Source organism: Streptomyces sp. NPDC056452, from assembly GCF_042796085.1.
Classification (GTDB): Bacteria; Actinomycetota; Actinomycetes; order Streptomycetales; family Streptomycetaceae; genus Streptomyces.
In genome coordinates, this window is the sequence record NZ_JBHTRI010000008.1 from 45,027 (window position 1) to 68,517 (window position 23,491).

Annotated in this window: 16 protein-coding genes; 8 read left to right on the forward strand and 8 right to left on the reverse strand. The window is 70.4% G+C overall.

The genetic code is table 11. The annotated features are described in order from the left end of the window. Window positions 1–56 precede the first annotated feature (56 nt). The 3 genes from ACFQ6X_RS10350 to ACFQ6X_RS10360 form a co-directional block, all read right to left on the reverse strand. Entirely contained in the window at window positions 57–1,130 is a 1,074-nt protein-coding gene (locus ACFQ6X_RS10350) for a LacI family DNA-binding transcriptional regulator (RefSeq protein WP_383178909.1), read from the reverse strand. 91 nt (window positions 1,131–1,221) lie between these two features. Next, window positions 1,222–3,624, reverse strand: coding sequence for a beta-galactosidase (locus tag ACFQ6X_RS10355; protein WP_383178912.1), 2,403 nt, complete (start codon window positions 3,622–3,624; stop codon window positions 1,222–1,224). 259 nt (window positions 3,625–3,883) lie between these two features. Next, window positions 3,884–4,300 carry a nuclear transport factor 2 family protein gene (locus ACFQ6X_RS10360; RefSeq protein ID WP_383178915.1) on the reverse strand — a complete coding sequence of 139 codons (417 nt, stop codon included), beginning with the start codon at window positions 4,298–4,300 and terminating at the stop codon, window positions 3,884–3,886. Between the two features lie 340 nt (window positions 4,301–4,640). Here ACFQ6X_RS10360 and ACFQ6X_RS10365 point away from each other — a divergent pair, with 340 nt between their 5' ends. Next, a complete protein-coding gene (locus tag ACFQ6X_RS10365; RefSeq protein ID WP_383178918.1) occupies window positions 4,641–6,419 on the forward strand; it encodes a pectate lyase in 1,779 nt (592 codons plus the stop codon). A gap of 126 nt (window positions 6,420–6,545) precedes the next feature. Here the strand turns inward: ACFQ6X_RS10365 and ACFQ6X_RS10370 are convergent, their stop codons facing one another. From ACFQ6X_RS10370 to ACFQ6X_RS10385, 4 genes are all read right to left on the reverse strand, one after another. Continuing rightward, window positions 6,546–8,327: a hypothetical protein gene (locus ACFQ6X_RS10370; protein ID WP_383179305.1), complete on the reverse strand. Its 1,782-nt coding sequence runs from the start codon at window positions 8,325–8,327 to the stop codon at window positions 6,546–6,548. 71 nt (window positions 8,328–8,398) lie between these two features. Next, entirely contained in the window at window positions 8,399–9,460 is a 1,062-nt protein-coding gene (locus ACFQ6X_RS10375) for an ATP-binding protein (RefSeq protein WP_383178921.1), read from the reverse strand. A gap of 188 nt (window positions 9,461–9,648) precedes the next feature. Further along, window positions 9,649–10,716 (reverse strand): glycoside hydrolase family 43 protein, encoded by a 1,068-nt coding sequence (locus ACFQ6X_RS10380; RefSeq protein ID WP_383178924.1) that lies wholly within the window; start codon window positions 10,714–10,716, stop codon window positions 9,649–9,651. Between the two features lie 205 nt (window positions 10,717–10,921). Further along, window positions 10,922–11,572 carry a TetR/AcrR family transcriptional regulator gene (locus tag ACFQ6X_RS10385; RefSeq protein ID WP_383178927.1) on the reverse strand — a complete coding sequence of 217 codons (651 nt, stop codon included), beginning with the start codon at window positions 11,570–11,572 and terminating at the stop codon, window positions 10,922–10,924. Window positions 11,573–11,686: 114 nt separating this feature from the next. Between ACFQ6X_RS10385 and ACFQ6X_RS10390 the strand changes: the two genes are divergently transcribed. Continuing rightward, complete coding sequence (locus ACFQ6X_RS10390) at window positions 11,687–12,748, forward strand: oxygenase MpaB family protein (RefSeq protein ID WP_383178930.1); 1,062 nt, start codon at window positions 11,687–11,689, stop codon at window positions 12,746–12,748. A gap of 270 nt (window positions 12,749–13,018) precedes the next feature. Here the strand turns inward: ACFQ6X_RS10390 and ACFQ6X_RS10395 are convergent, their stop codons facing one another. Beyond that, window positions 13,019–14,005, reverse strand: a complete 987-nt coding sequence (locus tag ACFQ6X_RS10395; RefSeq protein ID WP_383178933.1) for a LuxR C-terminal-related transcriptional regulator — start codon at window positions 14,003–14,005, stop codon at window positions 13,019–13,021. 271 nt (window positions 14,006–14,276) lie between these two features. Between ACFQ6X_RS10395 and ACFQ6X_RS10400 the strand changes: the two genes are divergently transcribed. The 6 genes from ACFQ6X_RS10400 to ACFQ6X_RS10425 all read left to right on the forward strand — a co-directional run bounded on the left by ACFQ6X_RS10400 (window position 14,277) and on the right by ACFQ6X_RS10425 (window position 23,272). Next, on the forward strand, window positions 14,277–14,444 hold the full coding sequence (locus ACFQ6X_RS10400; RefSeq protein ID WP_383178936.1) for a hypothetical protein: 168 nt from the start codon (window positions 14,277–14,279) through the stop codon (window positions 14,442–14,444). Between the two features lie 5 nt (window positions 14,445–14,449). Continuing rightward, window positions 14,450–14,719, forward strand: coding sequence for a hypothetical protein (locus ACFQ6X_RS10405; RefSeq protein WP_383178939.1), 270 nt, complete (start codon window positions 14,450–14,452; stop codon window positions 14,717–14,719). 103 nt (window positions 14,720–14,822) lie between these two features. Next, window positions 14,823–16,025: a peptidase S1 and S6 gene (locus tag ACFQ6X_RS10410; RefSeq protein ID WP_383178942.1), complete on the forward strand. Its 1,203-nt coding sequence runs from the start codon at window positions 14,823–14,825 to the stop codon at window positions 16,023–16,025. Window positions 16,026–16,197: 172 nt separating this feature from the next. Next, complete coding sequence (locus ACFQ6X_RS10415) at window positions 16,198–17,508, forward strand: hypothetical protein (RefSeq protein ID WP_383178945.1); 1,311 nt, start codon at window positions 16,198–16,200, stop codon at window positions 17,506–17,508. Window positions 17,509–17,810: 302 nt separating this feature from the next. Further along, a complete protein-coding gene (locus tag ACFQ6X_RS10420; RefSeq protein ID WP_383178948.1) occupies window positions 17,811–20,351 on the forward strand; it encodes a S8 family serine peptidase in 2,541 nt (846 codons plus the stop codon). A gap of 2 nt (window positions 20,352–20,353) precedes the next feature. Further along, window positions 20,354–23,272, forward strand: a complete 2,919-nt coding sequence (locus ACFQ6X_RS10425) for an FG-GAP repeat domain-containing protein (protein WP_383178951.1) — start codon at window positions 20,354–20,356, stop codon at window positions 23,270–23,272. Window positions 23,273–23,491 lie beyond the last annotated feature (219 nt).

A 23,491-nucleotide genomic window follows, 5' to 3' on the forward strand; every position in this document is an offset into this window, starting at 1 on the left:
GGGTACGGATGACGGCGCCATGAACTCCGGCGGCCGGACGTCGGCACCGGGAGACCTCAGGCGCCTGCTCGCCGCGGCGCAGGTCCCGCGCTGGCCCGCACGATCAGTTCGACCGGGACGACCGAGCGGACGTCGCTCTCCACATCCCCCTGGAGCTGCCGCAGCAGCAGGTGGAGCGCGCGTCGGCCGGTCTCGGCGAAGTCGTTGTGGACGGTGGTCAACGGCGGTACGAGGTAAGCGGCTTCGGGGATGTCGTCGTAGCCGATGACGCTGACGTCCTCGGGCACCCGGCGCCCCGCCTCGTGCAGGGCTCGCAGAACGCCCAGTGCCATGTGGTCGTTGGAGGCGAACACGGCGGTGACCTCCGGCCGGGAGGCCAGTTGCCGGCCGAGGGCGTACCCGGAGCCGGCGCTCCAGTCGCCGATCAGCCGGCCGGGTACGAACGCGCCTGCCTCCTCCAGAGCCTCACGCCAGCCGAATACGCGCTGCTCGGCGGCGAGCCAGCCGTCCGGCCCCGCGATGTGCCAGACGGTGGAATGTCCATGGGCCAGGAGGTGCTCGACGGCCATGCGGGCTCCGGCGGCGGAGTCCGACGTGACCACGGGGGTGTCCGGACCGAGGTGGCTCTCCAGAGTGACCAGCGGAATGGCCGGGACGACGCCGGACAGCGCCTTGTCCGTGTTCTGCTGCGGAGCGATGGCGATGACACCGTCCGCTCCCTCCGCGGCCAGCAGGTCCACGGCTTTCATGACGGTGTCCGCGTCGGACGGGGGCAAGGAGATCGAACTGATCAGGTATCCGGCCTCGCGAGCGGCGAGATTGATCGCGGTGAGCAGGGATGCGGGTCCATGACGGGCCGCGTCGAACGAGATCACGCCGAGCACCCGGGTACGGCCGCTGGCCAGGGAGCGGGCGCTCGAACTGGGCCGGTAGCCCAGTTCGTCCATCGCTGCCAGCACCTTCATACGCGTTTCGGCACGCACGGAGGGGTTCTTGTTGAGGACTCTGGAGACGGTCTGTTTGGAGACGCCCGCGAGCCGGGCGACATCGTCCATGACCGGCCTGGACCGGGCGAAGCTGCGGCGGCTGCGCCCGGCCGGAGCCGATCCGCCGGTAGCGGCTGCGGGCATCGTTGGGGTCCCCTCCGGAGCACCGGTGATCGGGCACGGCCGTCCGGCCGGAAAGCAGGATATGCCGGACGGCCGGGGGTGCCCACCCGGCTCAGCCCCGCCGGACCGCCCAAGGCCGCGTCACGCTCAGCGTGGCACCGATGACCCGTGCCTCTCGGTGATCCCGTTCGGGGGCCGGCTCCGCGGCGGGCGGGAGGTGCACTCCGCGTTCCTCCTCGTGCAGGGGAAGCAGCCGCAGCGTGATCCCGTGGGTGCGTACCGCCGTCGCGTCCAACCGGTCCAGGCCGATCTCCCAGGGCTGCCCTGCCTGGAACTGATCGGCCACGAGCGTGTCTCCCGTGTACGCGCGTGCCACGTCGCCCGTCCAGTCGATGTGCAGAAGGACGCCGTCGGGCCGGCCGAGGACATCGTCCGGGATGTCGAGGCGGTACTCGGCGGCCGAGGTGTCGAAGTCCTCGTCGACCGGAGCGCTCGCCCTGCCCAGGGCGTTGGTCTTCGGCGCGGGAGCGGGGCCTGCGGGCCGGGTGAGCCGGGCGGCGAGGGCCACCGGGGCCGTCGCCTGCTCCGGGGTCGGGGTCAGGCGGTACCGGGTGAAGACTCCGTCGGGCTCCGTGCGCACCTGGGCGCCTGTCACCTCCAGCTGTTGCTGAGGGGCCGGGAGCACCGCGAAGGACGGTTCCCCGGCGGCGCTGTGGATGCGGACCTCATCGTGGTCGAAGACCACCCCTTCGGAACACAGCACGAGGCGTCGGGCGCCCCAGGCGGGCCCACGGTAGACACTCCGGGCCGTGGCCGCGTCCAGTACCAGCAGGGCGACGCGGCCTCCGTCCGCGGTGTCGATCTCCACGAGGGCGTCGGTCCCGGCTGCCAGGCCGGTGACCAGGACGCGCCCGTCGACCTGGGTGATGTCGCCGCTCGGCGTCCGCACCGACGACACCGTGGAGGCGTCCAGCGCGAGTTCGGGGTCGATGCCGTCGACGGCGGCGAGTACGAGGACGGTCTGCCCGTCGTTCTCGACCCGGCACACGGGCTGGGCGGTCGCCCACTCCAGCTGTGCGCCGGCCACCCGCATGCGGAGCGGCCAGCAGAAGGAGGCGCCGGAGGGGATGGCCACCGGCGTGCTGGGGAGCGAGAGCTCGGTGCCGTCGGGCCAGTCGACACCGAAGGTGGTGTCGGGGTGGGAGGGCAACGGTTCGTGCGGTTGATGGTTGTTGACGAACAGGAATCCCGCCGCTGCGTCGCAGCGCAGCGCCCAGCGCAGGGTGGAACGGTCGTCCTGCCCGGTGGGCTGTCTGCCGGGCAGGACGGAGGTCATGGGTGCGATGCGGTGTCCGAAGTCCTCGAGCAGCAGGTGCTGGAGGCGCAGTTCGTGGTACGAGGGCCTGTACTGGCCGTACTCGCCGAGCGGAGCCTGGAAGTCGTAGCTGAGGACCGGCAGGTCGTTCGGATAGCCGGTGGCGTGTGATTCCTGCAGGGTGGTGAGTTCACCCGTCGGGTTCGTGCCGCCGTGGAACATGTAGTAGCCCTGCCAGGCCGAACCGCATCCGATCTTCGTGAGCCCGAGTGCGGCCACATCGGCGGCGTCGACCCGCGGCCGCCGGTGGTAGGAGTGGGCCATGCCGCCGCCGAGTTCGCAGGTGGCCCAGGGGAACCGGTCGGTGGGCGCACCCGCCCCGCCCCGTACGGTCGTGGGCCGCAGGTCTGCCCCGATGCCTTCGTCGTCGCGCTGGTGGGTGAAGAAGTAGTGCTTGCGGCAGGTGTCGGGCCAGCCGCCGTCCGCCTCGGTCCAGAAGGTCTCGGGGTATCCGCCGTACAGCGGCAGCAGTTCGTCGGGGGGAAGCTGTACGCCGCCCCAGGCGGTGGCCGTCCACAGCGGTGCGCCGAGGCCGCTGTGCTGGGCGAGCCGTTTGAGCGTGAGCAGGTGGCCGGGCCGGTCGTAGAGCTCGTTCTCGATCTGGATGGCGACGACAGGACCGCCGTGGGCCCGGTCCATTCCCCGCAGTTGCTCCCCGACGGCCGCGAACCACCGCCGCACGGGCTCCAGATAGGCGGGGTCGTCGGTGCGTGGCGTGCAGTCCCGGGCAAGCATCCAGTCGGGCAGTCCACCGTTGCGCACCTCGGCGTGGCACCAGGGGCCGATGCGGGGGACGATGCCGAGGTCGTGGCGGGCGCACAGCTCGGCGAAACGCCGCAGGTCGCGGTCCCCGTCGAACCGGATACGGCCCTCGGTCTCCTCGTGGTGGATCCAGATCACGTAGGTGGCGACGACGGTGATCCCGCCGGCCTTCATCTTGAGGAGTTCCTCCTCCCAGTGCCGTGCGGGGCAGCGGGTGTAGTGGAACTCGCCGGAGACGGGGAACCAGGGGCGGCCGCCGCGGGTGAGGTATCTGCTCGTCACCTCGATGGGGTCGGTGGCCTCCGTCGCGTCGCTGAACGGCAGGTGGCCCGACAACGGGGCGGGGGCAGGGGGCGGCAGTCGCAGGTGGTTTCGCATCAGGAGATCTCCGATTCCGCGGGCGGGCCTGCCGTGCCCGTCGAGGAACCCGCCGCACTCGGACGCGGGGCCACTCGGAGCAGGCCTGATGTTACCGGTAACTCGCATCGCGTCAAGAAGCCCGCGCAGGCGTCGGCGGCACGAGGCGTGGCGCGCCCGGAACGCGTAACCACCCGCACCGCAACCAGGGTTGGGCCGCGAGCGGTCCCACGCCGACCGGCCCGGGCGCTCCCGAGGACGCCGCGCCCACGAGGCGCTTTCAGGGAGCACACGCCTCCGCGATCGACAGGCTGTTCTCGTAAAGGTGGTGCCGGGTGACCCGGCCGCCCTCGACGGTCAGGTGCAGCGCGAAGGGGCCCGCGAAGGACTTGCCCGTCGCGCGGACGGTCCCTGAGAGGTGACCCGTCAGAACGGCGTCGGCACCGTCGACGAGAAAGGTGTCGACAGAGGCGCGGGCATCCTCCGGCACGGTGTACTCCGCCAACTCCGCACCCTGGGCCGCGCATTCCGCCGCGGTGGAGCGGGGGCGGATCCAGGGGACCGCGGGGTTCTCGGCGAGCAGCCAGTCGACGTGGTCGGCGAAGAGAGCGGTGAGCCCCTCGGTGTCCCCGGCGAGCCGGAGGGCGAGGAACTTCTCCACGGTGGCGCGGGTGACTTCCGCGGTGGTGAGTGTCATGGGGGCAGTCTGCCGAGGCGGTGACGGAGCGTCGATTACGTCGGAGGTAAGCACCGGCTTCCCGCACAGACGCAGCGTGACGACCGCCCCGTTCCAAAACAGCGCACCACATGGACCACCCCGCACATGTATCCGAACCGTTCAGCACCGAATGAGCTGATGAACCCCACCTTGAGACACATACATGAACACCGTAGTTGTGTCTGAACTCTTGGCGGCTCCGTCGGGCGGTGCTACAACTCCTCAGACATGGCGCAGCAGGCCACGTGGTGACACTGCGTCATGTCTGGAACCCGCACTCCGCACCAGAGTTGGAGGCAGTCGTTCGATGCACCTGCCAGTGAGCCGCCGTACCTTCGCCCGCCTCGCCGCCGCACCGGCCGCGGCCCTTGTCCTCGGATCGGCCGACCGCGCCTCGGCCGCGGCCGCCCCCGCAGCCGGGCGCGCCGACATCGTTGCCGCCGTGGCCCGCGCGACCGCGTTCATGGACGAGCACGTCTCCTACCGAGGCGGCTACGTCTGGAGCTACCTGCCGGACCTCTCGACCACATGGGGCGAGATGGAGGCCCGGCGCACCATGTGCTGGATCCAGCCGCCCGGCACACCGTCCGTCGGCCACAGCATGCTCGATGCCTACCACGCCACCGGATCAGAGGTCTGCTACCGGGCCGCCAGGCGCACCGGGCTGGCCCTGGTGGACGCCCAACTTGCCTGCGGCGGCTGGAACTACATCCATGACACGGCGGGGCAGGGCTCACTCCGGAGCTGGTACGAGACGATCGGTGCCAACGGCTGGCGTCTGGAGGAGTTCCAGCACTTCTACGGCAACGCCACCTTCGACGACGCGGCGACCGCGACAGCCGCCCAGCTGATACTCCGGCTCCAGCTGGAAAGGCCCCACCCGAAGTTCGAGGCCGCCCTGGACAGGGCGATCCGCTTCGTCGTCGCGGCGCAGTACCGCGGCGGCGTCGCGGACGGCGGCTGGCCGCAGCGCTTCCCGGCGTTCTCCGGCTCCGTCGAGCAGACGCCGTGGCCGGACGAGCTGCCGTCCTGGCTGCCCGCCGGCATCCGGCACGGCATGGAGGACGGCGACTACACCGGACACGTCACCTTCAACGACAACGTGCTCGGCGAGAACATCAAGTTCCTGCTGATGTGCGTCACCTCGCTCGGGCGCCGCGATCTGATCCCGAACGTCGGGCGGGCCATGGCCTGCCTCCATCGCATGCAACAGCCGGGACCGCAGGCCGGCTGGGGCCTCCAGCACCTCGCCCGCGCAGCCGGCGGCCGCAAGGCAGGAGCGCCCGCCGGTGCCCGCTCCTACGAACCGCGTGCGCTCGTCACCCACACCACCCAGACCAATGTCCAGCAGCTCTTCGCCTACTTCCGGCTCACCGGCGACCACGAGTTCCTCCGCCGGGCACCGGAAGCCATCGCCTGGCTGGAGAGCTGCCGGCTGACGGACCAGCAGAAGGCGGAGAACCCGCTCCTGGCCTCCAGTACGCACCCGACCTTCATCGAACTGGGCACCAACCGCGCCCGGTTCGTACACCGCTTCGGCTCGAACGTCCGTAACGGCGCCTACTACAACGACCATGACCACCGGGACACCCCGAGCCACTACGGCGGCGGACGCAAGGTCGACACCGCTGCCCTGCGCGCGACCTACGACGAGCTCATGTCGATGAGCCGGTCCGAGGTCGCCGACCTCAGGGCGCGATCGCCCCTCGCCGCGCGCGGCAGGCGTGAACTGCCCGGCTACTTCTCGGCGAGGGACCTGGGACTGGACGACCTCTTCCGGGGCGCCGACCTGACGCTTCCCACCGTGACCCCTGCGCAGGCGGACGCGGTCGTGTCGGGACTGGGCGACAGGGACCACTGGCTGACGCGGATCGGTTCGATCACCAATCCGTACCAGGGGCCGCCACCCGCAACGCCCTATGACGGCAAGGCCTGTGTGAGCCGCCACGTGGGCGACCTCTACGACACCTCACCCTATGACCCGCTCAGCCCGCCGCAGATGCCTCCCTATACGCCGCAGGCCGGCCCGCCGGGCATCACGACGTCGGACTTCATCAAGAATCTGAACACCCTCACGGCGTACACGGCCGCCCTCTGACTCCGTGATGCGCCGGTGGACGCCCGTACGGGCACATGCCCCGTCGGCCGATCGTCCGGGCCCCGCGTGATCACGCGGGGCCCGGACGGTGCCGGACATCCGTGACGGCACGTGGGGACGCCGCCCTCAGCTCAGCCGGAACACCGGGCCGCGCGGTGTGAACGGCAGGGAGGCACCCTGCGGGATCAGGAACGCGTGCTCGCGGCGGATCCGCAGAATGTCGCACCAGCCGTCGGTGATGACGAGTACCGGGGCCGTCCGCGGAAAGTCGTCCGCCCTCTGCAACAGGTCGATGCCCGGCTGCAGTTCGGTACCGCCACGGCCGCGCACCCGGACCCTGCCCGCGATCTCGGCCGGTGGCAGATAGCCTGCGTCGTACGGCGCCGCGTCGCAGAACACCACGCGCGCCGCGGGTACGTCGCGAGCCTCCGCGTACGAGGCGATGGCACCGAGCGCCTTGCCGAGGAGGGCGCTGTCCATCGAGCCGGAGGTGTCGAGAACCACTCCGAAGGTGCAGCGGGCCGTCTCCTGGGGCGGGAAGTACCGGCCCGCGCGCGGGATGTCGGGTGTGGACGCCTGCCGCCGCGCCGGGCGGGCGTACGAGCGTAGGGGTTCCGGTCGGGGGACGTACTCGTCGAACCAGCGGGCGAGCCGCGCGTCCCACGGTACGGGCGGGTGGGCCAGCGCCCGGATCTCCTCGATCAGCCCGGCCGGCAGCAGGCCGCGCTCACCGTACTGGTGCAGATCGAAACCCTGCACCAGGCCGCGCCGGTAGAACTCGTCCAGGTCCGTGTACGGGCGGGCCTCACCGTGCGGCAGTGGCTCGCCGAGGATGTCGCCGGCACCCTTGCCGCGGAGGGTCGCGAGCCGCCGCCGGCGGCGCAGGTCGACCGCGATGCAGTCGTACACCTCCTCGGCGGACAGGTCCCGCAGGTCGGGGTCGTACAGCAGCCCCTCGGGCATGTCGCCGACGCGCATCTGGACGAGCCAGTCGTTGACGACGTAGTCGGCCGCGACGTTGAAGAGGTACGGGTCGCGGCCACCGCGGCGTTCGCCGTGGCGCAGCGCGGCGTGCAGCATCTCGTGGGCGAGGATGAAGCGCCATTCGTCATCGGTGAACGTACGCAGCGGGTTGATGTAGATCTCACCCGCGGCCGAGCTCACCGCGGCGATCGCGATGCCCTGCGCGCGGGCGAGTTCGGCGTCGGCCACGACGGTGAGGCCCGCGGCGATTCCGCCGAGCAGCGGGTACGAGGAGACGAACCAGTTCATGGCCCGGCTCCAGGGGCGCTGCGGTGCGCGTTCTCCGGTGATCCGGTCGACGCGTCCGCCCGCCACGTCCATGGCGGTGGAGACGCTCCGGGTGAGGGCCCGTGCGAAGGCCGTCTCCCAGTCCGGGACTGCCGTGTTGTTCCATGCCGGCCACGTCGTGAGGACCTGGTCCGGGTGCCCGCCCGCGGTGCCGCAGAGCTCGTGGGCGGCGGGGATGCCGTCGCGGCGCCAGCGGGCGGCGAGTTCCGCCTCGTCACCGCCGGGAAAGGACTCCGGCAGGTGTACGGGGGGACTGCCGACCGGGAAGGTGAGCAGGAAACGGTTGACGACCGTGCAGCGGGCCGCGAGGTCGAACCGGTCGGGCTGCTCGCGCGGGTCGTCCGCGGCGGCCGGCACGTGCCCGAAGCCCAGGTGCAGCAGGCAGTGGGCCAGGGCCCAGGCCCATTCGGCGGGATCCGCGCGCTTGGTGGGGTGCACGTGGATGGTGCCGTTGGAGGTGACGGCGGCCAGTCCCCCGGCCGGGGTCAGGGCGCAGTTGTCCTGTCGGCAGACGGAAGCGTGGACGGCGGCGAAGGCCGGGTTCCGCTTGACCCTCGCGAGCCCCGCCGCGAACGCCTCGGCGGCCGGGTCGGACATGCCGCCCTTGCTGTTCTTCCGGCCCTTGCCGTTCTTCCCGCTCCTGCCGTCGGCCCCGCGTGCGGTGGCCTTCATCGCCGGGCCTCGACCAGCCTGGGCATGTCGCGCGCCGCGTCGATGAGGAACCAGGCGGGCAGCACCGGCTGGCCGTCGGCGTCGTCCGCGATGACGGTCTGCGCGACCTCGACCGAGATCTCGGCCAGCTGCACGAGCAGCGACTTGGCCCGGTAGGAGGTCTGCCGCATGGACGCCGAGACGTGCTCCTTCTGCCGCGGGAGTTCCTTCACCAGCCGTCCGCGGAACGCCTCGGCCAGGTAGTAGAGGAGGTCACGGTCCTCGAGCCGGGCGGGCCAGGAGGCGTCGCCCTTGAGGATCGCCTCGATGCCGAAAGTATGGCGGACGATCTTCGCGTAGCCGCAGAAGGAGACAGCGTGCGCGGGCGTCAGTGTGCCGTGCACGATCACCTTCAGCGTCTGCTCGTCGATGGCCGGCCCGAAGGAGTGCAGGGCGTCGGAGAGCATGTGCCAGGAGCGGGGCGTGGAGAACGGCTCCTCGGTCTTGGGCGGCTGCGACCACAGGTGGTCGGGACGGTCGATGAGGTAGTCCGTGACCCAGGGGTGGATGCCGTTCTCCCCCGCCCACACCAGCCAGTCCGCTCCGGACGCCCGCAGATGGACGTGGGTGAGGCGGTTCACCAGAGCGGACGCGATGGGCCTCGCCAGCGCGTTGTCCGTGGCACGGTTGCCCGCCCCGATGACGATCGACCCGGCGGGCAGCTCGTACGAGCCGATCCGCCGGTCCAGGATCAGCGAGTAGAAGGCCTTCTGGACATCGGGGGTGGCGGCGTTGAGCTCGTCGAGGAAGAGGCAGTACGGCTCGTCGCGGGCGATGATCTCCGGCGGGCAGAACACGGAACGCCCGTCACGGATCTGCGGCACGCCGATCAGGTCCTCGGGCGCGAGCTGCGTCCCGAGGAGACTGACGCACTCCAGCCCCAGCGACTCGGCGAACCTCCGCACGAGCGACGACTTACCGATCCCGGGGGCTCCCCAGAGGAACACGGGCCGCACGGTGGCGAGCCCGAGCAGGAGCTCGGGAATCTGGGCGGGAGTGACGGTGACGGCGGCCTGCACGCGGGGAAGTTCCTTCGGGGCTTGGGAGTTCGAGCCCGCTCAGTATGGGAGGCCCCGCGGAGCACCGCAGCCGAATATCGGGCCGGCCGGTGCGGGGCCGGCCGGGGACGACGGCCGACCGGTCCCCCGCACGTTCTCCGGCCCGCCCCGATGCGCCGGGACCTCGACCGAGCGTGCCACTCTCCGCGCTACTCGAAGAACTTGAGGCTCCAGCCGGTGTCGGCGGTCGGGCCGGGGACGTTGGCGCGGCTGTAGGTGGTGTTGCCCCACCAGGCGAACGTGCCCGTGTACCAGTACCGGTTCTCCCACGCGTACGGCGTCCCCTTCGGGACCGCGTGGAACATCAGCGGGAACCTCGGTCCGGCGGGCGGGCTGGTGTCGATGTCGCCGTTGAGCAGGACGAAGCTGTGGTGGCCGGGGCCGTTGACGTACAGCGTCGGGTCCCAGCCGGACATCATGGTCGCGCGGTTGGAGCCGAACAGACAGCCGTTCGACTTGTACCAGTCCCAGACGTACGTGGGGTCGCCGCCTGCCCGCAGGCGCAGGTCGGCCAGGCAGTACTGGTCGCTCCAGCTGCCGTTGGCGGAGTACACGATGTGCAACTGCCCGTTGGGGTCCTTGATGGCCTCGGGGCTCTCGTTGATGAACGGGTTGCCGACCACCCGTTCCCAGCCCTCCCGGGGCTGGGAGATGACGTACCGCGCTCCGGTCGGCGTGGTGGGACTGCTCATCCGCGCGATGTAGAGGTTCTGCTCGACGTTGGTGTCGCCGGCCCAGCCGGACCACACGAACCAGCGCTGCCCGCCGAAGGTGAACAGCGTCCCGTCGATGGCCCACTTGCCGTCCGGCAGGGCCAGTTGGCTCTCGCCGGTGTATCCGCTGTCCGGGCCGGCCGAGCTGATGACGTACATCCGGTGGGCCGATCCGCGGCCGGCCGAGAAGTAGATGTAGTAGCGGCCTCCGTCGGTGACGATCTCCGGGGCCCAGACCTCACCGCGGCCTGCCGTGTCCGACCACACCTGCCGTGCGGGCGCCGAGGCCAGTGCCGCCGTCGACGACGCCTGCCGCACGGCGAGGCCCCCACCGGTGGACTGCACCGATATGTAGGTGCTGCCGACCCGGATCACACTCGGGTCCGCGGCCCTGATGGTCTGTTCGGCCTGAGCGGGCTGGGCGGACGACAGGGACATGACGGCAGCGAGGACGCCGGACAGGGCAACGGCGGCGGCGCCGGAAAGAAGTCGAGGTAGCTTCATGGTCCCGTTCCAAGGTTGGCCTCCGCTGCGACGCCGGGCCGGCGGGGGGATTTACATCGATGGAAGAGCGCTCTCACAGCATCCTGACTAGTCCGGGACATGTCAACGCATGGAGCGGCGGCGGATGCGCCGCTTTCGCCTCACCCGGCGCCTGACGGACCCGCCAGGTACAACGACTTCCCACCGGAAGCCTTCTGGCGGTCGATCAGCCGGGCGGCCACAACGCGCCGAGGGCCGCTCGGATCTGTCCGGCCAGGTGTTCCGGGGCGAACCTGCCGGGTTCGGTGAGCTCGATGCGGCAGAAGTGTTCCGCGCAGGCGACCAGCGCATGGGCCAGGATCTCGGGATCGAGGGCAGGGGCGTCCTCGCGTGCGGCCCCGAGCCGGGTGATCCACAGGGCCGTGCGCTGCCGCACCCGCTCCCTGTCCGCCTCGATGCGTTCGTGGACCACGGGGGGCATGGCCGACGGGGTCAGCAGGATGAGCCGCCAGGTGTCGGGGTCCTCGGAGAGCATCTCCACCCCGCGGCGCACCGACTCCGCGACGAACCCGGCCGGATCACGCAGCCCGTCCCCCTGGGGAAATACGGCGAGCAGACGACCGAAGGCGCGCGCCTGCTGCCGGTCGAGCAACGCACTCAGCAGTGCGTTCAGATCACCGAAGGCGCTGTAGACCACGGCCCGCGCGACATCGGCCTGCTTCGCCACGGCATCGATGGACACCCGGTCGTGCCCCGCGTCCACGATCACCGCGAGCGCCGCGTCGAGCAGCTGCTCGCGGCGCTCCTCGATCGGTACCCGCGGGGCGTAGGGGCGACGTTTGCGCGGCCTGGCCTTCGGACTGCTCGTGGTCGACACCTTGGCATCTTACGACATCCGTGTCTTAATTTACGACGGCAGTGTCGTAAATGCGGTCGGGCGGACCCGGGACAGCCAACAGGCGTACGCAGCACGGACACGAGGAGGCGCAGCATGCCGAAACGGCACAGTACGGTCGAGCCGCACGAGGACCACGGGTTCTTCGGCCCCGGCTCGGTGGTGTGGAAGGTCTGGGGCTATCCCACGGCGCCGACTGTCGCTCTGCAGCGGGCTGTCGTGGTGGAGGAACTCGACCCGCCCCTGGTGGCGGCCGTGCACGGGACCCAGGACATCTACCGGCGGCCCCGCACCCGCTACGACCGGACCCTGCGCTACTTCTCGATGGTGGCGTTCGCAGGCTCACGGGACGTGTGCAAAGCAGCGGACATCCTGGTCAAGGTCCACTCCAAGGCGATCGGGAACCTGCCCTACGGCGGGGGCACCTACGACGCCAACGACCCCGACTCCCAGCTGTGGATCCAGCTCACGGGCTGGCACTCGATCCTCTACGCCTACGAGAAGTACGGGCCGGGCAAGCTCTCCGCGGACGAGGAGAAGGAGTACTGGGAATCCTGTGCCGTGGCCGCGGAGTTCCAGACCTGCCCGCCCGGTGACATCCCGCGCGACCGTGCCGGCGTCCGCGCGTACTTCGAGCGGATGCGCCCGCAGATGTCTGCCAGCCCGATCGCCAGGCAGGCCATGCACCACCTGCTCAGGACAGAACTCGTCCTCCTGCCGGGGATGCCCTGGTGGGAGAAGCCCGGTGCCCTGATGGCGGCCAGGGCGATCCGGGCAGCCACCATCGCCACACTCCCTCGCTGGATGCGCCGGATGGCCGGCATCCGGCAGTCGCGCCTGACCGACGTCCTGATCGTGCCCGTCATGAAGGCCGGCTTCGCCCTCCTGCATCTCAGCCCCCGTGCCGAGCTGACGATCCTGGAGAAGCTCTCGCCCTCCACCGTCCCTGTCGTCGCACCGGTCAAGCTCGGCATCCCCCCGCGCACCGACGAGGTGCTGACCCCCGCCGAGGCCCGCGCCCGTCACGGCTACGCCAAGCCCGCCGAGGCGCATCTCGACCTGCGTGCCCGCCAGGCCGCACGCCGCTTCGGCGAAGGCAAGGAGCCCAGCGACGAAGGACTCGTCGAGTCCCAGGACATCCTCGGCCGCCTCACCTGACCCGGCCCCGGAAACCCCACGCTCACCGCTGAGGTCGCGGCCGCACCCGGCTCGCACCAGGCCGGACGGACACCCGCGCCTCCCGGTCTCACTGAGCATCGCGATCCGGAACACGGACCGCACGGAGCGGACCGTCTCCCGGGCGTACACACCAGGACGGGCGGGGGCCGATCGCCGACGGTTCATCATGAGGGGGTCGGGGCTCCGGGCCCCGGCCCCCCCCCCTCACCGCCTCACGCGCGAGACGCTGTGCGATCAGCCCCGCTCCCCTCAGATCCAGCCCTGCCGCGCCGCCTTGAGACCGGCTTCGAAGCGGCTGCTGGCGTGGAGGCGTTCCATCAGAGCGGACATCTGTCGTCTGACGGTGCGCAACGAGACCCCGAGACGTTTGCCTGCCGCCTCATCGGTCATGCCGGAGGCCAAGAGCTTCAACAGCTCGAGCTCTGCCTGGCTCGGCCGCGTGTCGGTGGCACTGGGACGGTCCGCCCCGAGCGGGACAGCAGCGTTCCACGTCTGCTCGAACAAGGTGATGAGCGAGGTGACGATACCCGGGGCGCGAGTGCACAGCGCGCCCAGGCGCGAGTGCTCGGGGTCGATGGGGACCACAGCGATCGTACGGTCGAACACCAGGAGGCGCGGCGGGAGCAGCAGACTGGTGCGCACCTGCCCGCCCTGCTCGGTCAGCCAACGGGCGTAGGACAGCGTCGTCGGGTCCTTGCGGGCACTCTCCTGGTACACCGAACGCATCTCGATGCCTCGCGCCAGCGCGCGCTCGTCAAGTGGCCGGGACGCATCCAGGCTGGCCGACGAGAGCGCGCCGCCGGGCAGGATCGCCAAGCACTCCCGCTCCAGGCCGCGGGCGAGCTGTTCGAGCCGGTCCTGGATGGCGTCCATACCCACCAGCCGCTCCGCGCCGTCGACTTCGGTGTTCGGCCGGAGCTCCGCGAACTCGGAGACCAGCTGCGCCGCGGCCGCCTTGCTGCGCACCATCTCCTGCTGCTGCCGGACCAGTTCCTCCTCCTGCCGGAACAGCAGTATTTCCAGGCCCAGTTCGGGTCTCACCGCGCGCAGCGCACCGGGACTGTCCCGGGAAGGCCGGAGCAGGTCGAGATCGACGAGCCGATCCAGTCCCGCGCGCACCTGCGCCTCCGTGCGCCCCAGACGGGCACTCAGTTCGGCGATCCCGCCCGACGGGTCCGCCAGTACCCCCCGGTACACGGCTTCCGCGTCCGCCCCAAGACCCAGTGCCTGCAGCATGTCCTTCGGCCCCCCAGCTGAAGTCCGGCCGCCCTCCCCGGGCGGCGCCTGACGTGATCGTAGGCGAAGGCTGTCACCAACATGCCAAGGCTTCTTGGGGACAGCAGGAATCCCTTCCCGCCGGGTTCCGGAGGCAGCAGCATGGTGCTCACCGGAACGGCGGGGCGAGAGTCCCCGGCTCAAGGCCAGAGCCGCACGGACGGTCCGGAACAGCGCGCGCGGCACGGCACACCGAAGGAACCGCATCCAGACTTCCGATCCTGGGGGGATCATGTCCCGCACCGCCCGCACCGTCGCCGTCCTCGCCCTTCTCTGCTGCGTCGCCGTCACCACCTCGGCGACCGGCGCCGAAGGCCATCTCGTCAGCGCCGCCGCCCCCGGCAGCATCAACTGGGACACGGTGCCCGAGTCCGCGGGCCTCAGCATCAACTGGGACTAGAGCACGTGCACGTCATCCGAGCCACGCTCGCGGGTCCGCCCCAGGCCGCCCACGGCGTGCCCGCCGTCCTCACCGACCTCGTATGGGCCCACACCACCGCGGCGCACGGACTCGAGCACCTGCGGGCCAAGGCCTCCGACGACGGCATGGACCTCTACTTCTTCCTGCGGGCCACCTCGGAAGCCGCCGCTCTCGGCCAGGCCCACGCCATCCTCACCAGCGCCCGCACGCCGCTGCGCGCGCACGGTTACACCGTCGCCGCACCGCTCCACTGACACGCCCGCACCGGGCCCGACGGCATCGCCGCGTTCCGACAGGCGACCGCCGCAGAGCTCCACGCCCGGCCGACCGAGCTTCCGCTCCTTGGGGGGAACACCGTTGCCCACCGCTCTCCGCAGAACTGCCCGCAAGACGACTCTCGCGACCCTGGCCGGCCTCCTCGGCGCCGGCCTGCTCACCTCCGTGGCCACCGCACCGGCGGCACAGGCCGCGACCACATGCGGCGGAACCGCCTCGATCTACGGCGTCCTGCCCGACGGTCGCCTCACTTTCAGCACCATCACGCCTGCCACGGGCGAATTGAAGAAGGTACTGATCGGAGCGGGCCTCGGATTCGAGCCGCGAGCGATAGCCACTCTCAACTTCAACACCGTCCTCGTCACGTCGACCAGCGGCGCGCTCTACCGTCTGGATGTCCTGACCAACAACACCTCCCTCGTCCTGGAGCGTCCGCCCGTCAAGCTCTTCGACAGCGGCTGGACCCACGACAAGCTCACCTACGACGGCCACGGCCACCTGTACGGCACCACGGCCGGGGGCCTTCTCCTCCAGTACCTGGTCTCGCAGCCCAAGCCGACCGGTTCTGCCCACATCGGCCAGCGCAAGGAGATCGGCACCGGCTTCGTCCTGAAAACCCTCGCGGGCGTCGGAGACGACCGTCTCCTTGCCACCACCATGGCTGGCGCGCTCCTCTCGTACAAGATCAGCAGCGACGGCAGCTGGGAACGGGACGACCTCAAGGCATCCGGCTGGTCCGCATTCGACCAGGTCGTCTCGCCAGGCGGCGGCCTCTACTACGGCCGCATCGAGACCACGGGCGCCATGTACTGGTACAAGGACGCGAACCCGGCCGACGGCCAGGGCACCGACATCGCCTATCACAACGACACCCCGGTCAACACGGGCGGCTGGACCCAGCAGTTGCTCTCCGCCCAGCCGGAGACCTTCAGCTGCACGACCACCATCGACCCGCTCGACGGTACAGACATCCCAGCCGTGAAGGCGGTCGGCCGCGACCTGATGAACAAGCACGACGGCGGCGCGTGGAACAGCACCACCCAATGGAACTGCCTGGAGCAGCTCTGGGACAAGGAGAGCGGCTGGCGCTACTGGGCCGACAACCCGAACTCCACGGCCTACGGCATCCCCCAGGCGCTACCCGGCTCCAAGATGGACGCCTTCGGCGACGACTGGCGCACCAACCCCGTCACACAGATCAAGTGGGGCCTGTCCTACATCGACGGCCGGTACAGCACACCCTGCGGTGCCTGGACCCACTTCGTGAACAACAACTGGTACTGAGCGGGCAGTTCATGCGCCCGTGAGCAATTCGCCGGGATCCGCCCCGGCCGAGGACTTCCGCAACCGGAACGGCGAGGCACACGGCTCGCCTGCCGGCATCGCACCTCCTCCTTCTTCTCACCGCCCCAGCCCGACGCGCCTACGTCAGGGCTGCCCTACATCGGAGAATCCCATGCTCTCGACGTCCCGCAAGCGCCGTCTGACCGCTGCCCTCGCATGCGGCGCCACCACCCTCGGTCTCGTCACGCTCACTGCGGCGCCCGCCCAGGCCGCCGCCATCTGTGGCGGTGACGTCTCGGTCTACGGGACGCTTCCCGACGGACGCCTCACCTACACCGCGATATCCCCGAACACCGGTGACCGGGTCAAGACGTTGATCGGCACCGATCTCGGTTTCACGCCCAAGGCCATGGCCACCCTCAACTTCAACACCGTTCTGGTGACCTCGACGGCCGGTGAGCTCTACCGGGTGGACGTCCAGACCAACAACAACGCCCTCGTCCTGGCCGGTGTCACCCGGATCTGGGACAACGGCTGGACCTTCGACAAGATGACGTACGACGGGGCCGGCCACCTCTACGGCACGGTCGACGGCCAACTCCACCGCTACAACGTGTCCCAGGCCAAGCCCAGCGGGCCCGCCCACATCGCCAAGCACGTCGTGATCGACGAGGGCTTCGTCCTGAAGACCCTCGCGGCCGTCGGCGACGACGTCCTCCTCGCCAGTACGGCGGACGGCAGGCTCCTCTCCTACCAGATCAACGGCGTCGGGGACTGGGAGCGCTCAGAGCTGAAGAGCAGTGGCTGGTCCGGTGTCGACAGCCTGGTCTCACCCGGCGGCGGCCTCTACTACGGCCGTACGAACGGCGGTATGTACTGGTACCACGACGCCGACCCCACCGACGGCAAGGGCAGCGACATCGCCTACCACTCCGACGACCCGGTCGATGCGAGCGGCTGGACGCAGAGCCTCCTCTCGGCCTTCGCCAACGACTGCACCTACCAGCAGCCGCTGCCCCCCACCCCCACGCCGTCCAGCCGGGGCGGTCAGATCGCCCGCAGCGAGATCATGAGCCGAGCCGTGAACTGGCTGAACCGCGACATCCCCTACAACCAGGGCGCGTACGCCTCCGACCCGGACGGCGACCACACCTACCGCACCGACTGCTCGGGCTTCGTCTCCATGACCTGGCACGCCGGCACCAGTTACACCACCTACAGCCTGCCGGGTACCAGCAGCACCATCTCGAAGTCCGACCTCCTGCCCGGCGACGCGCTGAACACCCAGGACGGGCACGTGGTGCTCTTCGAGAAGTGGGTCGACAAGGCGGCAGGCAAGTTCTCGTACATCCACGAGGCCAACACCAACGACGACATGATGCGCGGTCAGGACTACCTCAGCGGTGGCACCGACGGCCGCATCGCGGGCCACGCCGCTTCGGGCTATGTCGCTCTGCGCTACGACAAGGTGGTCAGCGGCTAGGGCACCCGGCGTACGGCTCCGTCCGGTGCCCGCACCCTCGCCTCGGCCGTCAGGCCCGGTAGCCGAGCTACCGGGCCTCGAGGGCGCCCTGCTCGGGCAGCCGGCGCCGCCCCCGTCCATCCGCTCGTGGTGCTCGCCCTGCGCACCGAAGCCCGCAGGGCGCTCACTTTGGACACCCTGCCCGGGTGCACACATCGGCGGCGTTGTCCTCGGCCGCCGGCACTCCACGGCGCCCTGTAATACCCGAGTAACGGCAGTTGCCTAGCGTCCGGGCTCCGTACCGTTTCCGGAGGTTTACCTCGATGCACCTGCCACGACTGCCCCGGCACCGACGTGCCGCGTGGGCGGCGGCTGCCCTCACCGCGACCACCCTGCTGATCGGCCCGCTGCCCGCGGCCACAGCGGCAGCCGCAGCTGACGCGCCCTCCCCGAAGATCGACTCGTCCCTGCTGACAGCCGTGGACAAGGGCGGCGAAGCATCTTTCTTCGTCGTCCTCAAGGACCAGGCCGACCTGTCTGCTGCCAAGACCAGGCCCGCACACGACCGGGCGAAGTCCGCGTACGGCAAGCTGCGCGCCAAGGCCTCGGACAGCCAGCGCTCGCTCAACACCTTCCTCGACAGGAAGAAGGTCGGCCACCAGGACTTCTGGATAGCGAACGCCGTCTACGTCAGCGGTGACAAGCAGCTCGTCGACGAGCTCGCGAAGCGCCCGGACGTGGCGAAGATCGTCAAGGAGCAGCACTACAGGCTCGACGACATCGAGAGCGCGGACAGCGGGGTCGAGGCCGCCGCTGCCACCACGGAGGAGGACGGCACCCCCGAGTGGGGCGTCAAGGACATCAAGGCCGATCAGGTCTGGTCCCAGTACAACAACCGCGGCGAGGGCATCGTCATCGCCAACGTCGATTCGGGAGTGCAGTTCGACCACCCCGACCTCGTCGGCAACTACCGCGGGAACAACGGCGACGGCAGCTTCACGCACGACTACAACTTCTACGACCCGACCGGCGAGTGCGGCACGAGCGGCCTCCCGTGCGACAACAACGGCCACGGCACCCACACCATGGGCACGATGGTCGCCGCGAACGGCATCGGCGTCGCGCCGAACGCCACGTGGATCGCCGCGAAGGGCTGCGAGACGTCCTCCTGCTCCGACGCGTCGCTGCTGGCGGCCGGCCAGTGGATCCTCGCGCCGACCGACCGCGACGGCCAGAACCCGCGTCCCGACCTGGCCCCCGACATCGTCAACAACTCCTGGGGCGGCGGCAACACGACGTTCTACCAGGACATCGTCGAGGCATGGAACGCGGCCGGGATCTTCGAGGCGTTCGCCGCCGGCAACGACGGCGACGGCACGACCTGCTCCACCACGAAGGCCCCGGGTGCGCAGGCACCCGCCTACGGCGTCGGCGCCTACGACTCCACCGGCAAGATCGCCAACTTCTCCGGCTTCGGCCCGTCGCTGGTCGACGGTTCGGCGAAGCCGAACATCTCGGCCCCGGGCGTCAACATCCGCTCGACCTGGCCGGGCAGCACGTACAAGGCCATCAACGGTACGTCGATGGCGACCCCGCACGTCGCGGGCGCCGTGGCCCTGCTGTGGTCGTCGGCCCCCGCCCTCATCGGTGACATCGACGGCACCCGCGCGCTCCTCAACGAGGGCGCGACGGACGTCGACGACACGCACTGCGGCGGCACCGCCGGTATGAACAACGTGTGGGGCGAGGGCAAGCTCGACATCCTCGCCTCCGTCAACAAGGCCCCGCACACCGCGGGCACCGTGACCGGCAAGGTCACCACCGAGGCCGGTTCCGCGCTGTCCGGCGTCACCGTGAAGGCGACCAACGCCGACACCAACCGCACCACGACCACCAACGCCGCCGGTTCCTACCGGCTGACCCTGGCCCCGGGCACGTACGACATCTCGTACGGCGGCTACGGCTACGCCATGGGCTCGGTCAAGGGCCTCGACGTCACCGAGGGCCAGGACCTCACGCAGGACGTCACGCTCGACGCCGTCCCGATGCACCCCGTGACCGGTACCGTCCTCGACGTCACCGGCAAGCCGCTCGCCAAGGCCACCGTCGCCGTCGACGGCGTCCCGGTACCCCAGGTCACCACGGACGCGTCCGGCCGCTTCACCCTGCCGCAGGTCGCCGAGGGCTCGTACTCGCTGACCACGACGCCCGCCGCGCCCGTGCTGTGCAACGGTGTGCGCACCACCGCGCTGACCGTCGACGGCGACGAGTCGCTAAGCGTCCGGCTGCCGGCCCGCGCCGACTTCCACGGCAACACCTGCACCCCGGGCACGTACTCCTGGATCAAGGGCGCCGACAAGGTCGCCCTCAGCGGGGACGAGGACGCGAAGAACATCGCGCTGCCCTTCCCGGTGAAGCTGTACGGCGTCTCGTACTCCAGCGCCGCCGTGACCACGAACGGCATGATCAACTTCCTGGCGCCGCGCGTCGGCGACTACACCAACACGGCCCTGCCGTCGACGGCGAAGCCCGACGGCGTCGTCGCCCCGTTCTGGGACGACCTGACCCTCGACAAGAAGTCGAGCGTGCAGACGGCCACCACCGGCAGGATCGGCGCCCGCAGCTTCGCGGTCGTGTGGAACAACGCCCTCGTCGCCGACGGCTCCTCGACCCGCGTCACCTTCGAGGCGGTCTTCGACGAGGCCACCGGCGCGATCACCTTCCAGTACCAGACCGTCCCGGGCAACGGTGGCAAGGCCACCGTCGGCATCGAGAACCAGTCCGGTACCGACGCCCTCCAGTACTCCTTCAACCAGTCGGTGCTGACGAACGGCTCGGCCATCCGCATCGCCCAGGGAGCCTAGTGATGAGAACCCACACTTCCCGGCGGGCCCTCCGGCTCGCCTCCGGCCTGGTCGCGGCCGGCCTCGCCCTGACGGCAGCGCCGCACGCGCTCGCCGCCGGCGACGACGGTTCTGCGATGAAGCTGACCAGCCAGCAGGCCGAGACACTGGCCGAGCGCGTGCAGGTCGACGTCTACGGCGACAGCCTGAAGTCCGTCAACGCAGGTGACCAGGAGGGCGACCCGGCCGACACCGGTTCGTCCGACGCCACGGCGGGCTCCGGTTCCGGGACCACCGCGGCGACCCCCGTCACCTTCACCGGCAAGTCCGCCCTGGAGGGTGTCCGCGGCGTCGGCGCGACCGTCCCGGCCGGCTCCGACGGCAGCTACTTCACCCTGCACAGCCTCGGCAACGTGCAGCTGCACAAGGCCGACGGCACCACGGCCTGGGCGCGCACCAACGCGTCCCTGTACGCGGACTGGCAGGTCAAGCCGCTGCGGGTGTGGCAGACCGAGCCGTACCCGGCGCGCATCCTGATGGGCTACAACGCGGTGAGCCCGTTCACGGCCGCCTCCGACCAGGGCTTCGACACCGCCGACCTGACCGGCGACGGCACGCCCGACGTCGTCTTCTCGGCGAGCGTCGGCAGTTCGCCCTACCGGCCGTTCACCTCGCCCGGCTCCTCGCTGCCGACGGGCACGTTCGTGACGGTCCTCGACGGCAAGAGCGGCAGGACGCTCTGGTCGAAGGTCTACTCGCAGGTCACCGCGGTCAAGGTCGTCGACGGCACGCTGCTCGTCGCCAACACGCCGGCGTACAACCAGAACGCCCCGGCGGCCGAGACGGCCACGCTCAGCGGGATCCGCTTCTCGTACGCCGACGGCACGCTGACCCCCGCGTCGACGTGGACGTACGACACCCAGCAGACCGGGGGCTCCTGGGGAGCGCTGGAGGACGCCGGTGACGGCAGGCTCGCGGCCTCCTGGAACCTGCGGAAGACGGCGACGGCGCCGGGCAGCAGCCGCACCCTCGTGATGGACGCGGCCGACGGGTCCGTCACCTGGCACAGCGACAGCACCCTGTACAGCCGCCAGCTGCACCTCGATGCCACCCGCAAGCGGGTCGTCGCCCTGGAGCAGACCGACTCCACGGACGGCGTGCGCTACGAGATCGCCTCGTACGCCCTGGGCGGTGGCGCACGCGCCACCCTGGACGGCCGGTCCAACGTTCTGCCGACGGCCATGACGGTCGGCGACCTGCGGGGCGACGCGAAGACCGAGTACGTGGTCGCCGAGTCCACCTTCGACCCCCTGCTCTACGTGAACGCGAGCACGGTCCGGGTCCTCGACGGCAACAGCCCGGACAGCGCCCTGTGGTCGCGCACCGTCAAGCGGGATGCGGACAACGTCGGGGACGGCGCCAGCACCTGGCGTCTTGACGTGACGGCCGGCCGCCTGGTCACCTCCTCGCAGAGCGACAAGGCGGTCTTCACGGCCGACAACTCCGGCGGTGGCCGACTTGCCAGGCTCACCGTGTTCAACGGCGACGGTGACGTGCGCTGGGAGCACGAGGACAACTCCGCCTCGCCGATGTTCCAGCAGTTGTTCAGCGACAAGGGCGGCGCGCACGTCCGGGTCGTCGACCTGGAGCAGAACGTCCGCGACTTCGACCTGGGCAAGGGCACGCAGCAGCGCCTGACACCGCTCCAGGGCGATCTGTCGTCCGCCAAGGCGCTCGACGTCGACGGTGACAAGAAGCCCGACGTCGTCGCCGGCGGCACGTCACGCGGCGTGTGGGCCTACTCCGGCACCTCGCTGCTCGACGGCACGCCGAAGAAGCTGTGGCAGGCCACGGTCCCCGGTCAGGTGCACGCCATCGAGACCGGCGACGTGACCGGCGACAGCAACCCTGAGGTCATCGTCGCCGCGGACACCGCGACCGTCGTCCTCGACGGGCGTACCGGCAAGGTCCTGAGCACCATCGACGGCGGCGGCGCGTACGTCCGCTCGGTCACCGTGGCCGATGTCGACGGCAAGGGCAAGGCCGAGGTCCTCGTCCCGACCGACGCGCTGCGCGCCTACAAGGGCTCCGGCAAGAAGATGTGGACGTACGCGGCGCCCGCGAGCGCCGGGGACGTGGTCTTCTCCGACACGACGGTCGCCGACGGCCAGGTGTACGCCCAGTACACCAGCGTCGGCGCGCTGAACCTCGACGAAGCCGTGGCGGACGGTGTCGCGCTCAACGGCAGGAGCGGTGCGGTGCGCTGGACGGCGGCCCCCAAGGCCCCGGCCGTGGCCGTGGACGGGAAGCTGCACGGCGCACTGCTCGACCACGGCGTCTTCGCCTCGCCGAAGATCCCCTACGCGGACGGGCATGCGGTCGCCTACACGTGGATCGTGTCGGCCGCGCCCGACTTCAGCTCGACGGAGGCCGCGAGCGCCACTGTCATCGTGGAGATCCGGGACGGCCGCACCGGCGAGCTGCTGCACCAGAAGCAGACCGGCAGCCCCTGGTCGCACGGCAACTTCTTCACCGGTGACGACAGCGACGGTCTGCTCGCCACGAGCTTCGGCACCATCCGGATCTTCGGCCCCGACGGCCAGAACGGCAAGGGTTCGACCTCCGCACCGCTGCGCACCACGCAGTTCATCACCGGTCCCGGCGGGCGGAAGCTGCTGGCCGGTGGCATGGAGGGCGGCGTAGGGGTTTGGGACCCTGCGATCCTCACCAGCGGGGGCGCCTTCAGCGGCTCGCTCGGCACGGGCAGCGCCTCGGGGGGCCGCGAGTACCTCGCGGTGGACCTCGACGGTGACGGGGCGGAGGAGATGATCTCGCTCAACTTCGACATCAACGGTTACGACCGCATGGCTCAGGAGCTTGGCTCGCGCGTCCTCAGCCCGAACAACGCCATCCACCAGATGACCACGTTCAAACTGTCCTGACGTCACCCCCGCGACCCGTCCTGGCGGGAGCCGGCGCAACACCCGGCTCCCGCCAGGACACGGGACGGCCCCGAAGCCGTCCCGCCGACCCTCCGGGCCCTGCCCGGAGGGTTCACGTCTTTCTTCGATTGCATGGCGCTCCTCATGACCCGGCCGGGCCGGTCAGGGTGTGATCAAGGCATGGATCAGGCGAGCGGGCAGTGGCGGACCCCCGGCCTG

Coding starts and splice junctions, on each gene's coding strand:
- ACFQ6X_RS10390 (WP_383178930.1), top strand. CDS start 11,687: ATGCCGAAACGGCACAGTACGGTCGAGCCGCACGAGGACCACGGGTTC.
- ACFQ6X_RS10355 (WP_383178912.1), bottom strand. CDS start 3,624: ATGCGAAACCACCTGCGACTGCCGCCCCCTGCCCCCGCCCCGTTGTCG.
- ACFQ6X_RS10380 (WP_383178924.1), bottom strand. CDS start 10,716: ATGAAGCTACCTCGACTTCTTTCCGGCGCCGCCGCCGTTGCCCTGTCC.
- ACFQ6X_RS10400 (WP_383178936.1), top strand. CDS start 14,277: ATGTCCCGCACCGCCCGCACCGTCGCCGTCCTCGCCCTTCTCTGCTGC.
- ACFQ6X_RS10395 (WP_383178933.1), bottom strand. CDS start 14,005: ATGCTGCAGGCACTGGGTCTTGGGGCGGACGCGGAAGCCGTGTACCGG.
- ACFQ6X_RS10370 (WP_383179305.1), bottom strand. CDS start 8,327: ATGTCCGACCCGGCCGCCGAGGCGTTCGCGGCGGGGCTCGCGAGGGTC.
- ACFQ6X_RS10360 (WP_383178915.1), bottom strand. CDS start 4,300: ATGACACTCACCACCGCGGAAGTCACCCGCGCCACCGTGGAGAAGTTC.
- ACFQ6X_RS10350 (WP_383178909.1), bottom strand. CDS start 1,130: ATGCCCGCAGCCGCTACCGGCGGATCGGCTCCGGCCGGGCGCAGCCGC.
- ACFQ6X_RS10425 (WP_383178951.1), top strand. CDS start 20,354: ATGAGAACCCACACTTCCCGGCGGGCCCTCCGGCTCGCCTCCGGCCTG.
- ACFQ6X_RS10420 (WP_383178948.1), top strand. CDS start 17,811: ATGCACCTGCCACGACTGCCCCGGCACCGACGTGCCGCGTGGGCGGCG.
- ACFQ6X_RS10415 (WP_383178945.1), top strand. CDS start 16,198: ATGCTCTCGACGTCCCGCAAGCGCCGTCTGACCGCTGCCCTCGCATGC.